The organism is Paenibacillus pabuli (assembly GCF_039831995.1).
GTDB lineage: Bacteria > Bacillota > Bacilli > Paenibacillales > Paenibacillaceae > Paenibacillus > Paenibacillus pabuli_C.
Genome location: NZ_JBDOIO010000003.1, coordinates 2,274,505 through 2,287,745, shown reverse-complemented (window position 1 = coordinate 2,287,745; position 13,241 = coordinate 2,274,505). Strand labels below are relative to the sequence as shown.

Sequence of the window (13,241 nt, the reverse complement as noted above, 5' to 3'; positions counted from 1 at the left end):
ATTAATGAAGGGTTCTTTACAATACAAAGGAGGACTTATAAACATGCCAGTAACTACTTATTATGAACAGGATGCAGAGCTTAGCGTATTGAAAGGAAAAACGATTGCCGTAATTGGTTACGGTAGCCAGGGCCACGCCCAAGCACAAAACTTGCGTGACAGCGGTTTGAACGTAGTCATCGGACTTCGTGAAGGTAAATCGTTTGACACTGCAAAAAATGACGGATTTGAAGTGTTGTCTCCGGCTGAAGCAACTAGCCGTGCAGATGTTGTTCAAATCTTGCTCCCTGACGAAACGCAAGCTTCTGTATACAAAAACGAAATCGAACCTAACCTGAAAAAAGGCGCAGCATTGCTCTTCTCCCACGGTTTCAACGTTCATTTCGGTCAAATCGTTGCTCCAAAAGACAGCGATGTTCTGCTGGTAGCTCCTAAGTCCCCTGGCCACATGGTACGTCGTACCTACGTGGAAGGATTCGGTGTACCGGGCCTGATCGCGATCGAGCAAGATGCAACAGGTAAAGCAAAAGACATCGGTCTTGCATATGCAAAAGGTATTGGCTGCACACGTGCAGGCGTTATCGAAACCTCCTTCCGTGAAGAAACAGAAACAGACCTGTTCGGTGAGCAAGCTGTTCTGTGTGGCGGTGTAAGTGCCCTGGTAAAAGCTGGTTTCGAAACACTGACAGAAGCTGGTTATGCTCCTGAAATGGCGTACTTCGAGTGTCTGCACGAATTGAAGCTGATCGTTGACCTGATGTATGAAGGTGGACTTGCAAGCATGCGCGATTCCATCAGTAACACAGCCGAGTACGGTGACTATGTAACTGGACCTCGCGTGGTAACGGAAGATACGAAGAAAGCGATGAAAGAAGTCCTTTCCGATATCCAACAAGGTAAATTCGCACGTGACTTCATCCTGGAAAACCAATCCGGTCGTGCGTTCCTGACAGCAACTCGCCGCAACGAAGCTGAACATCCAATCGAAGTGGTTGGCGGACAATTGCGTGAAATGATGCACTGGATCAAGAAGTAATAATTTGCACTTATAAAGTAAGCAATTTTACAGCTTTAACCGGAAATAGCGGCCGTGCTTATGCGTGTGCCGCTATTGCTGGTTTTGAGGTAATCATACATTTCAGTCTAGGAGGTGCGAGGCGTGCGTAAAATCTATGTATTCGACACAACGCTGCGTGATGGAGAACAATCCCCGGGAGTCAATTTGAACACTCGTGAAAAGGTGGAAATTGCCCATCAGCTCGAGCGGCTTGGGATTGACCGGATGGAAGCTGGTTTTCCGGCAGCATCTCCAGGCGATCTGGCAGCGGTGAATGCAGTAGCGAAAGCGGTTAAAAATATTACGGTTATCGGCTTGTCCCGCTCCAGAGAGCAGGATATTGATGCGGTTAAAGAAGCGCTGAAAGGTGCACAGGACCCGTGCATTCACGTGTTTTTGGCAACTTCACCTATTCACCGCCAACATAAATTGCGCATGGATAAAGCACAGGTGCTGGATACAGCTCGTTCTGCCATTCGTTATGCGAAGAAATCATTTTCCAAAATTGAGTTCTCTCTTGAAGATGCAGGCCGTACCGAATATGATTTCCTCGTTGAAATGGTCAACATGGCCGTAGAGGAAGGCGCTTCGGTAGTTAACATTCCGGATACGGTGGGGTATCTGAGCCCCTATGAGTACGGTAACATTTTCAAGCATCTCAAAGAGAATGTTCACGGTATTGAAAAAGTGCAGCTGAGTGCACATTGCCACAATGACCTGGGCATGGCAACAGCCAATACACTGGCTGCCATTCTGAATGGTGCAGATCAGATCGAAGGTACAATTAACGGAATCGGTGAGCGTGCAGGGAATACGGCGATCGAAGAGATTGCCATGGCACTGGAGACACGTCAGGAATTCTTCCAGGCGAAAACTTCTCTGCAGCTCTCGGAAATCGCACGTACCAGCCGGCTCGTGAGCCGTTTGACAGGAATGGTCGTTCCAGGAAATAAAGCCATTGTTGGTGCAAACGCGTTCGCACATGAATCGGGTATTCACCAGGATGGCATGCTGAAAGAAAAAACAACGTACGAGATCATGACGCCAGAGACGATTGGTTTGAAGGAAAGCAAGCTCGTACTGGGTAAACACTCCGGACGTCACGCGTTCCGCGAGCGCTTGATTGAGCTGGGTTATGAACTGGACGATGAAGCACTGAATCGTGCTTTTGCCCAGTTTAAGGATCTGGCAGATAAGAAAAAAGAAGTCACGGATGAGGACTTGCTCGCCGTCATCGAAGAGAAATTGCAGGATGCCCCTGAGGTGTACAAACTGGAATCCATCTTCGTGACGTATGGGGATGAATCGACTCCGACAGCAAAAGTCCGTATTGCTACGCTTGACGGTAACACCGTTGAACAGCAAGCGGAGGGTAACGGTTCCGTTGATGCCATTTACAATGCGATTGACAAAGTGAGCGGGGAAGAAGTTACGCTGTCCGATTACTCCATCAAGTCCGTTACGCATGGTAAAGATGCACTCGGTGAAGTGCATGTTGTATTGACTCAAAACCAGGTTTCCGTTCAGGGACGCGGTGTAAGTACCGATATTTTGGGTGCAAGTGCCCGTGCTTATGTGGATGGCCTTAACCAACTAATTGAGAAACGCAAAACATACACCAACCGTGTTAACGTGAATTTGTAAACAGCGCAGCAAGCATCAATAGCACTTGAACTGCACTGCAGTTTGTTGTGCAACCTAAAAAAGTCTGACCTTAGGTAAAGAACTAAGGTCAGACTTTTTGCTATTACCTGAATGGTAGCTTTATGAATTAGGACGGATCAAGAAAGTTGCAGCTAGAGCCTTATTACCATGCATACGCGTTAGGGGCATGTCCACCCGGCCCTGGGAAGATCTCATCAAGACGTTTAAGTTCAGATTCATCCAATGTGACATCCAGACATTTGAGTGCTGTTTCGAACTGCTCCAGCGTACGAGGTCCGATGATTGGTGCTGTCACTGCCGGATTGGCTGCAACCCAAGCCAAAGCAATCGTATCCTGTGGTTCGCCAAGATCGCGGCACAGTGCTGCAAATTCTTCGAGCTGGGTTTTGTGATGTTCAATCCGTTCAGCGATGCCGCCGCTGCGTGTGCCTTCCAGCTTCTGAAGTGCATTGCGTCCCAGCAAGCCACCATCAAGTGGACTCCAAGGAATCACGCCGAGACCCAGCTCTTTGGCCGCAGGCAGCACTTCGAGTTCAGGCAAACGGCAGTTCAGACTGTATTTGTGCTGCTCGGAAACCAGACCGAGGAAATGGCGGTTTTTGGCTTCGCTTTGAGCAATGGCAATCTGCCATGCAGCGAAGTTGCTTGATCCAACATAACCAATTTTACCTTGATGGACAGCATTTTCAAATGCACCCCATAGCTCGTCCCAAGAAACGGCAGGGTCAACATGGTGCATTTGGTACAGCTCGACATGGTCTGTCTGCAAGCGGCGAAGGGAACCCTCCAGATGACGTCTGATTTTATAGGCAGAGAGGCCGGCATCGTTGTTGGGACCATCCGTTTCATCATGCATGGAACCATACACCTTGGTCGCAAGCACCACTTTCTCACGTCTGCCGCCACCCTGGCTGAACCAGCGTCCGATAATTTCCTCGGTCAGGCCGGAATTCTCACCCCAGCCGTAAATGTTAGCGGTATCAAAAAAGTTAACGCCGGCATCGAGTGCTGCATCCATAATGCGGAATGCTTCTTTTTCGTCTGTAGCAGGCCCAAAATTCATGGTGCCGAGACAAATCCGGCTCACTTTAAGACCTGATTTTCCCAAGTACGTGTATTGCATGGTTTGCAATCCCTCCTGAGTTACCTGAATTTGACTTCACGGTTTATTTTACTCCAGTCTGACGAGCAGAACAACAGACATCAAACCTCTTATAGGTAAAATCTATTAAAGTCATAGATTGTATATCTTGGTCAAATGACCACTGAATATGATACAAAAGAGAGAGTTAAGTATGACACGTTCGAATTGAGAATGAATGAAGGAGTTGGACAACCCATGACAGACGTAAAAAAAATTGCAGTCATCGCCGGTGACGGAATCGGTCCGGAAGTTGTAGCAGAAGCAGAGAGAGTACTCAAACGTACGGAGGAAGTATTCGGATATCGTTTTGAAACCGAGCATGCACTGTTCGGCGGAATTGCCATTGATGAGAAAGGCACACCTCTTCCAGAAGAAACACTCTCTGTATGCAAAAGTGCAGATGCAGTGCTGCTCGGAGCCGTTGGCGGTCCGAAATGGGACAACAACAGCAAGGAACTTCGTCCGGAAACGGGCTTGCTGGGAATTCGCAAAGCGCTCGGATTGTTCTCCAACTTGCGTCCGGCGGTTGTGTTTGACTGCCTGAAGGATGCATCCACATTGAAACCCGAAGTACTGGAAGGCACGGACCTGATGGTGGTTCGGGAGTTGACTGGAGGCATTTACTTTGGTGAAAAATTCAGACGTGAAGGATCACAGGGTGAAGAAGCAGTGGATACCTGTGTATATAATGTAACGGAAGTGGAGCGGATTGTTCGTCAGGCATTCGAAATCGCCCAAGGACGCCGCAAAAAACTCGCTTCTGTGGATAAAGCAAATGTATTGGAAACATCCCGCCTCTGGCGTGAAGTGGTTAACCGGGTCGCTCCGGATTACCCGGATGTGGAAGTGGAGCACGTTCTCGTTGACAACTGTGCAATGCAGCTGCTGCGTCGTCCAGCAAGCTTTGACGTCATCGTAACGGAGAATATGTTCGGAGATATCCTGAGTGATGAAGCAGCCATGCTGACAGGTTCAATCGGCATGCTTGCCTCTGCATCACTGGGCGAAGGCAGCTTCGGCCTGTATGAGCCGGTACACGGTTCGGCGCCGGATATCGCTGGCCAAGGATTGGCGAATCCAATTGCGACGATTCTGTCTGTAGCACTCATGTTCCGTACAACCTTTGGTTATGCAGAAGGTGCGGATGCCATTGAGGCAGCTGTGTCCGAGGTGTTGAATGCCGGACACCGTACAAGTGATATTGCAGTAGATAAGAGCAAAGCCATAAGCACTACGGAAATGGGCGATCTGATCGTTGCAGCGATCCGTAAACAGGCGTAATGAAGACATCATGATCGGGCAGCCCTTAGCTTTCCAACAGGAAAGATTGAGGGCTGTTCCTTTATATTTTGGCACTAAAATTTCTTATTTATAATAATTATAAAAAAATAACGTTTATAATCTTGACTTTGAGAAGTCCGGATGATAACATTTTACTTGTACTTGTTATCAAGTATCAAACCGATTTATTAACAGGAAAAGCGTCCGCGTTTTTCTTGATGATGAGCAATCCATATGGATGCTTACATAATCCCAAAGGAGGAATTTTTAGTTATGGCAGAACGTTTGGTTGGTAGACCAGCACCAGATTTCGCAATGGAAACAGTATCGGGAGACGGACAAGATTTCGGTTCCGTTAAACTGTCCGATTATCGTGGCAAATGGCTCGTATTCTTCTTTTATCCTTTGGACTTCACATTTGTGTGCCCAACTGAAATTACAGCTTTGAGCGATGCTTCCGAGCAATTCAAAGCTTTGGATACTGAAATTCTTGGCGTGAGCGTTGACTCTGTACACAGCCACAAAGCTTGGATCAACACACCTAAAGACAGCAATGGCTTGGGTCAATTGAACTTCCCACTGGCTTCCGATATCACGAAGCAAGTGGCTAAAGATTACGGCGTTCTGATCGAAGAAGAAGGCGTTGCATTGCGCGGTCTGTTCATCATCGATCCAGAAGGCGAATTGAAATACCAAGTGGTTAACCACAACGATGTAGGCCGCAGTGTTGAAGAAACACTTCGCGTACTGCAAGCTCTGCAATCCGGCGGATTGTGTGCAATGAACTGGAAACCAGGCGACAGCAACCTGTAAGCCTGATTAACTTGAACGTTTGTTGTTCAAGCCCTCATCCCATCTGGGATTGAGGGCTTTTTGCACCCTTTTTTCAAATATATATGAAGGTTGTATTAGGGTGTTTAGACAGAGTAAGAAACGTGTTAATGATGTATTATAGGAATGAGAGGTTTATACATCTCCTGAAAGAGGAATTGAAGGGCTTCAAGGCGAATAGGGTATGGAAACCCCGTAAATATTTTCGGGTCACTGCAATGATAATATGGTAATGAATGTGATACACTGATGGAACGATTTCTTTTTCAGAAAAGCTGCAGGTGCTAGGGAGACCGATTCTAAATAAAAGGTCCCGGCACGTAATAAGGAGGGTGAACAAACATGAGTTACTGTTGTGGGGCAAGTATGGTGGGAACAAAGGGCACGCTGAAGCATTACCGCACCCAGGTTCATAATGTTCCCCTGCTGTTTTGTCCGGTATGCCACCGGGTAGAAGTGCATTACAAAGTGGAAAACGAATATGAAATTCTGGCTGAATATGCGCATGGTGATGGCGCTTCTGAGATTGACTTTCAAGACTACGTGACCGAGGATGAGGATGCAATCTTCGAAAACTGCGTGAACCGCGAGAGCGAGGATGCGATGGTCATTGTTCAGCGACAGATTGACATGTCACTCGACCTGCTTAGACTTGCCAAGGAAATGAAGGATGAGAAGTGGGAGAGCGAACTCAAACGTCGATTAGCCGTAATGAGCCAGCGCAGACTTAAAATTCAGCATAATAAAAGCGGGCTATAGATTTAATTTGATGTCATGCTATAAATTGTTAGGTAATATTGGGATACGAACGAAGCTGATTCGCGATCGTAGCGAAAAGGCTTCGTTTTTGTGTTTTGAAAATCGGCTATTTCGAGGTTTTTCTTAAAATAATTTCCATTCGACACTTTCTCCGATTGACTCCCTTCTATAAACTTGTCTATGATAAAAACAGACTTGCAAAAGAGGCGGAGCAAATCAATTTGTACGTGTTTGGGAATAGGAGAAGGTTAGAATGGAACAAACATATATGATTTTCCGGATCAATCGTTGGTTACCGGGAATAGACCAGCTAGGGTTCCGGACGTGCCATCCATATTTTCGGCTCAGCCCCCTAACGAAAGGGCACCGGTAATGAAAAATAAATCGGCCCTTCCTGTTTCTGTGATGATATGATGTCCGAATGGCAAGTTTATCATTTACGTGAAAAGGAGGAACCTGTCATGATTAGTGAATTTCAGGATACAGTGCCTCACCCAACGAACAGTTTCCCGCCTGTACATCTGGATAACAACAAATATGAAAATGTTCTGGAGCATTTGGATAGCGGTATTATGTTGTTTGACAGCAACGGTGTATTGACGTTTATTAACGTTCAAATGGCAAAATTGTTGGAACTTCCCCGAAGTCTGTTGAGCGGCTGCACCCTGATGCAAATGCTGCATCATCCACAGATGAGCCGATTCAAGAAAAAGAAAATTCTACGTATCTACCGGGAGACCATCTTCCACCGTAAGCGCTATCATGAACTGATCGATGAGTATGGCAGACACTGGCTGGTCACGGTAACCTACGGAGATCAGATGGATGGAGATTTTTTGTTCAGTGTCAAGGACGTATCGGATTATAAACAAATAGAACAGACCGCTTATCAGAATGACAAGCTTGCCATGCTAGGGCGCATTTCAGCTTCCATCGCCCACGAAATTCGCAATCCTTTGACAGCGATCCGCGGGTTTATACAGCTGCTGCGTCCGCATTTGCTGCAATTAGGGAAAGATGAATACGCCAGGATCATTCTGACGGAGATTGACAGGGCGAACGATATTATTTATGAATTCCTGAATTCATCCAAACCGTCAGCACCGCAGAAGACGATAATGTCCGTAGATTCCTTGCTCAAAGAGGTGGTCTTGCTGACGGAAAGCGAAGGCTTGATGAAAGGCTGCGAGATTACCCTGGATGAAGCAGACTCGCCGATGAACGTCTCCATCGATGTCAAACAGATTAAGCAGGTTATTTTGAATATGGTGAAGAATGCAATGGATGCCATCGAGGGCGTAGGCGAAGAGCATACAGGCCTCATACGAATCTCCACAGGAACCGAGAACAGGTATGTGCAGATCTCCATTGCGGATAACGGTCAGGGTATGGACCACAACACGCTTGTACGTCTGTTTGATCCATTCTTCACGACTAAAGAGAGCGGGACAGGCCTTGGACTTTCTGTAAGTTATCGCATTATCAAAAACCATGGTGGCACAATCTCGGTTGACAGTAAAAAGGGTGAAGGAACCCGGTTTATGATTATGCTCCCTTTGGTGTAATACAGCAGTATGGGCGGGAATCGGCGTGTTGGCCGATTCCTTTTGTTTTTTTTGGAAGCATTTCGGGTTATAGTTAGGATGAATGCGGATACATACTCATAGCTTGCGAAAGGAAGGTGCATGATGAATATTCAGGGAATGGAACAGATGAACAAAAATCTGACGAATCATGTGGGACAAATTATTGTAGGCAAGGAGCGGACCATAGAACTGATCATGACCGCAATTATCGCTTCAGGACACGTACTACTAGAGGACGTACCGGGTACAGGCAAAACGATGCTGGCCAAATCGGTAGCTTCATCTCTGGATTGTACGTTTCAACGCATACAATTCACCCCCGACTTGCTGCCGTCTGACCTGACAGGGATTCATTTCTACAATCAAAAGTCTGGCGATTTCGAATTCAGAGCCGGTCCGTTGTTCGCGAACCTTGTGCTGGCCGACGAGATCAATCGTGCTACACCGCGAACCCAATCGAGCTTGCTGGAATGTATGGAAGAGCGTCAGATCAGTATTGATGGTTCAACGAGACAGCTGGAGCGTCCATTCATCGTGATCGCAACCCAGAACCCCATTGATAATCAGGGGACCTTCCCGCTGCCGGAGGCACAAATGGATCGATTCATGATGAAAATTCGGATGGGTTATCCAAGCAGTGATGAAAGTGTGGAAATTCTGAGAAGGACTGTAGCTGGTCGTTCGGTTAACGATCTTACATCTATTATTAGCCGCGAGCAGCTGCTTGAGGCACAGCGTACATACCCGTCCGTCCAGGTCGAAGAGGACCTGCTAAAATACATTATTCGTCTTACAGAAGAGACACGCAGACATCCCGAACTTTCGCTTGGCGTTAGTCCGAGGGGAGCGCAAGCCTTACTGAAGGCATGTCAGGCATGGGCAGCATTGCATGGCAGAGATTATGTTTTGCCAGATGACATCAAGGTTCTGGCTGAACCTGTGCTGGCTCATCGACTCGTATTCCGTAACAGGGTGCGACAACAGGAAGGCGCTGCGGAGCGGATTATTCAGGAGATTCTGAGCCAGGCTGAAGTGCCAACGGAGAGCATTGGCACCGGCAGTGGACGGTAATTATGGCACTGTTATGGCTTGTCGTTGTAGGGGGCATTATCATTGGCTTACAAGGCATATGGTTTGGACGTCCGGCATTGCGAAGGCTGAAGTATACACGTGAATTCAGCAAACTGCGCTGTTACGCGGGCGATGAGCTTGAGATGGTGGAGACAATTGCGAATGAGAAACGGGTCACGGTACCCTGGCTGAGACTTGAGGCAATGATGCCTGGCTCTTTTATTTTTCGCAGCGGCTCAGGCATGGATATTAGCCGAGGAGAAATTTATCAGAATCATAAAAGTATATTTACTTTGAAACCGTATACGAGGATCACACGCAAGCATCCTTTTGTTTGCAGGGAGCGGGGGGTATACACGTTGAACACGGTAACCATGACAGGTGGAGATCTGTTTGGCGTCTGGCGAAATACCCAACCGATTCCTGTTCATCTGTCTATGATTGTGTATCCTTCCCTGGTAGCTGCTGAAGAACTACCTGCCATTTATCAGGTCTGGCAGGGGGAGGTTGAGGTATCACGCTGGATTGTAGAGGATCCATTTCTTATTCTGGGCGTACGTCCTTACGGAGCAGGCGATCCCATGAACCGAATTCATTGGAAAGCAAGCGCACGTACAGGTGAGCTGCAGGTGTACAAGCAAGGCTGGACAGCTGATCCGCAGTCCTGGATTATCGTAAATATACAAGAGTCTGCGGATATGTGGAGTGTGGTAACCCGGCCTGAGCCGATTGAACGTGCACTGAGCTATGCTGCTACAGCGGCAGTGGATGCGATTGGAAGAGGGCTGCCTGCAGGGTTTGCGCACAATGGCTATCGTGTTAACGGCGGGCGTGATCCGCTTCGAATTGAGCCTGATTATGGCAGTCCTCATCTGGAACTGCTTTTGGAAGCCATGGCCGAGACGGAGCTGAAATGTATGGTTCCCATGGAGCAATTCCTCAATGAGGAAGTGAAACGCAATGAGGAAGCTCAGCAGGCACGCAGTTATCTTTTGATCACATCCTACGTTTCTTCGGCCATGGAGTTTGAGATTGCTCGCCTGCATGAACAGGGACACCGAGTAACCATTCTGCCTGTGGAACAGGAACAAACCGGAGCGAGGAACAACAAGGCGGTGAGTGCATGAGTGATTCGACTTTAGAAAAATCCAGGCTAGGGATTTCTCTGTTGGCGACGCTGCTAACAGGCGTCTATGTGTTTCCCTTGTTGACCCTTACTTCATTCTACACAAACGGTCATTTTCCTTATGTTCTACTGATGATCTATGCTCTGGCAAGCGGACTCGGCGTGCTACTCAACCACAGGTTTCAAGGATTAGGAACCCATATGGGGCTTCGGCTAGTTGGTGCTCTGCTCCTGGGTGTGCTTGTCTCTCTCCTGCTAACTTTGATCAACGGACTTATAATGCTGAATCTAGTCACAGGGCTTGTCTTGGGAATCATATCCGCTTTTGTTGGACTGGCACCTGAACCGTCACTTCGCTCCATCTTGATGTGGAGATGGCAGGTTTTCGGTGTTGTCGGTTCCATTATACTGAGCAGCTTCTCACATTGGATGGAGCCACTATACCCATTGCAGGCATATACAGGAACATTGTATGCAACAGGTGTCATCAGTTTTGCCTGCTGTCTAATAAGCGTGTACAGTTCACAGCTGGATAGAGCGGTATTAAATGATGGCAAAAGAAAGATTGTGCTTCGGGAATTCAACAGAGCGAATCATCAGCGGTTGATATGGATGTTGCTAATCATTGCGGGAATTGGAGCATTCCCCAGTCTTGCCGCCTGGCTCGCTCCACTGCGGGATCGTCTGCTTGCATGGATCAGGGGATTAATTGGCCCATCTTCCGATCAGCAGTTGCCCATTGCACCAATCTCTGGTATTGACCCTTCGAAACTTCCAGGCAGAGTGACACAACCGTCTGAACCATCTGTTTTCTGGGACATACTGGGATGGTTCGTCTTAGGAGCAACTGCTGCCCTCATTCTATGGCTTATCTTCAAATTGGGGCGGAAGACGATTAACCGTCTTATGGACCGATTGAAAGACATGATGGATCCGAAGGAACGGAGTGCCGAGCCGCGTACCGAATATATCGATATTAGTGAAACCCTGGAAACACCCGTGCGAACACGAAAACCTTGGTTTCGAAAAAAAGAACTACCTCCATCACAGGAAGCGGAGCGTGTGCGCTACTACTACAGAAAATGGATCGATCATGCCAAACGCCAGGGGATAGAAATCGAAGGAGCACAGACTCCACTGGAAGCGGCAGAGACGATTCTGCATCACAAGCCTTCGTCAGGCAAGCATGAAGAGCAGAGGCTCTCTGACATTTTACCCGGTATATATAACGCGGTTCGTTATGGAAAAAAAGCACCGAGTCCTTCCGAGATGTCCGAGATTGATCGGATCTGGAAGTCCTAATAGACCCTATAGACCCAATAACGTGTTTATCCCTTTACTTTTCTTGTCACGTTCAAGTATCATGAGAGGAATACACAAGTTGGTCAGAAAAGGAGCAGACAAATGAAGACAAATCATTGCAAAATTGTAGATTGCACAATTCGTGATGGCGGATTGGTAAATAATTGGGACTTTAGCGTGGACTTCGTTCAACAGTTATATGCTGGATTGAATGAGGCAGGCGTTGATTATATGGAAATAGGTTATAAAAACTCGCCGAAACTGCTGAGAGGTGCCGAAGAAGCAGGGCCATGGCGTTTCCTGAATGATGACTTCCTGCGCAAAGTAATCCCGCAAAAAGGAAATACCAAATTGTCTGCCCTGGTTGACGTCGGACGTGTGGACGAGAACGACATTTTGCCACGCAGCGAGAGCATGCTGGATCTGATTCGTGTAGCCTGCTACAGCAAGGATGTGGACAAGGCTCTGGCACTTGTCCAAACGTTCCATGACCGTGGTTATGAAACCACACTAAACATCATGGCTTTGTCCAACGTTATGGAGAACGAATTGCTCGAAGCCTTCGAATTGATCAAAGAAAGTTCAGTAGACGTTGTGTACATCGTTGACTCTTATGGCAGCCTTGATCATAACGACGTGAAGTACCTTGTAGAAAAATTCAAAACCCATTTGCCTAACAAACGTCTTGGTGTTCACACTCACAATAACATGCAGCTTGCATTCTCCAATACGCTTGTGGCTGCTGAGCTTGGCGTTGAACTGCTGGATGCTTCCGTATATGGCATGGGCCGTGCAGCAGGTAACTGCCCGACTGAACTTCTTGTGGCGCATCTGAAGGGAACGAAATACAACTTGCGTCCGGTACTTGGTGTATTGGAACAGTTGATGGTTCCACTTCGCGAAAAAGAAGAATGGGGCTATATCCTTCCATATATGATCACAGGCGCACTCGACGAGCATCCGCGTTCGGCAATGGCGCTGCGTTCGTCAGCTGAGAAGGATAATGTCGTAGATTTCTATGATAAATTAACAACGCCTGAAGTGAATTTCGATAAATAATTTCCGGCAAACATCCATAATATAACGGCTTATCAGATTTCCCGCAAATGAACTTTGTGTGGAAAAATAGTCTGAAATACTGTTGCAAACTAAAAGGACATGGACTCCAATTGGAGATTCATGTTTTTTTTAGTTCTTAGTGCCTTGTTTTCCTTCGTGGACATGAATACATATTCCTATTTTCAACTATTTTTTAGTTCACGTCCGCAGATTTAAATGTTATTATGTACCAGATAGCATGTATTGGCATGTGAATTGAACGTTGGTAGAAATTTATTGTCGAATGGTGTAACTATGAAAGTTTTCAAACCTGAACGTCACAGGCGATGGCTAAAGGTTATTCAGGATAGGTGACCCCGG

General features: G+C 47.1%; 11 protein-coding genes. 10 read left to right on the top strand and 1 reads right to left on the bottom strand.

The window, feature by feature from the left end; genetic code table 11:
- Positions 1–43: 43 nt before the first annotated feature.
- The gene (gene ilvC / locus ABGV42_RS12240) at positions 44–1,036 is read left to right on the top strand and encodes a ketol-acid reductoisomerase (protein ID WP_095288327.1); all 993 of its coding nucleotides are present in this window, start codon (positions 44–46) and stop codon (positions 1,034–1,036) included.
- Positions 1,037–1,159: 123 nt separating this feature from the next.
- A complete protein-coding gene (locus tag ABGV42_RS12235; RefSeq protein ID WP_347381888.1) occupies positions 1,160–2,701 on the top strand; it encodes a 2-isopropylmalate synthase in 1,542 nt (513 codons plus the stop codon).
- Between the two features lie 163 nt (positions 2,702–2,864).
- Here the strand turns inward: ABGV42_RS12235 and ABGV42_RS12230 are convergent, their stop codons facing one another.
- Positions 2,865–3,845, bottom strand: coding sequence for an aldo/keto reductase (locus ABGV42_RS12230; protein WP_347381887.1), 981 nt, complete (start codon positions 3,843–3,845; stop codon positions 2,865–2,867).
- Positions 3,846–4,061: 216 nt separating this feature from the next.
- Here ABGV42_RS12230 and leuB point away from each other — a divergent pair, with 216 nt between their 5' ends.
- From leuB to ABGV42_RS12190, 8 genes are all read left to right on the top strand, one after another.
- Positions 4,062–5,147: a 3-isopropylmalate dehydrogenase gene (gene leuB, locus ABGV42_RS12225; protein ID WP_347381886.1), complete on the top strand. Its 1,086-nt coding sequence runs from the start codon at positions 4,062–4,064 to the stop codon at positions 5,145–5,147.
- A gap of 273 nt (positions 5,148–5,420) precedes the next feature.
- Positions 5,421–5,960, top strand: coding sequence for a peroxiredoxin (locus tag ABGV42_RS12220; RefSeq protein ID WP_062320195.1), 540 nt, complete (start codon positions 5,421–5,423; stop codon positions 5,958–5,960).
- 360 nt (positions 5,961–6,320) lie between these two features.
- Complete coding sequence (locus tag ABGV42_RS12215; protein WP_024628323.1) at positions 6,321–6,737, top strand: hypothetical protein; 417 nt, start codon at positions 6,321–6,323, stop codon at positions 6,735–6,737.
- 461 nt (positions 6,738–7,198) lie between these two features.
- Positions 7,199–8,302, top strand: coding sequence for an ATP-binding protein (locus ABGV42_RS12210; protein WP_347381885.1), 1,104 nt, complete (start codon positions 7,199–7,201; stop codon positions 8,300–8,302).
- 123 nt (positions 8,303–8,425) lie between these two features.
- Positions 8,426–9,394, top strand: coding sequence for an AAA family ATPase (locus tag ABGV42_RS12205; protein ID WP_347383216.1), 969 nt, complete (start codon positions 8,426–8,428; stop codon positions 9,392–9,394).
- Between the two features lie 2 nt (positions 9,395–9,396).
- Positions 9,397–10,521: a DUF58 domain-containing protein gene (locus ABGV42_RS12200; protein WP_347381884.1), complete on the top strand. Its 1,125-nt coding sequence runs from the start codon at positions 9,397–9,399 to the stop codon at positions 10,519–10,521.
- The gene (locus ABGV42_RS12195) at positions 10,518–11,822 is read left to right on the top strand and encodes a DUF4129 domain-containing protein (RefSeq protein ID WP_347381883.1); all 1,305 of its coding nucleotides are present in this window, start codon (positions 10,518–10,520) and stop codon (positions 11,820–11,822) included. Before ABGV42_RS12200 ends, ABGV42_RS12195 begins: the two co-directional genes overlap by 4 nt.
- A 102-nt stretch (positions 11,823–11,924) precedes the next feature.
- Entirely contained in the window at positions 11,925–12,881 is a 957-nt protein-coding gene (locus ABGV42_RS12190) for an aldolase catalytic domain-containing protein (RefSeq protein ID WP_347381882.1), read from the top strand.
- Positions 12,882–13,241: the final 360 nt, after the last annotated feature.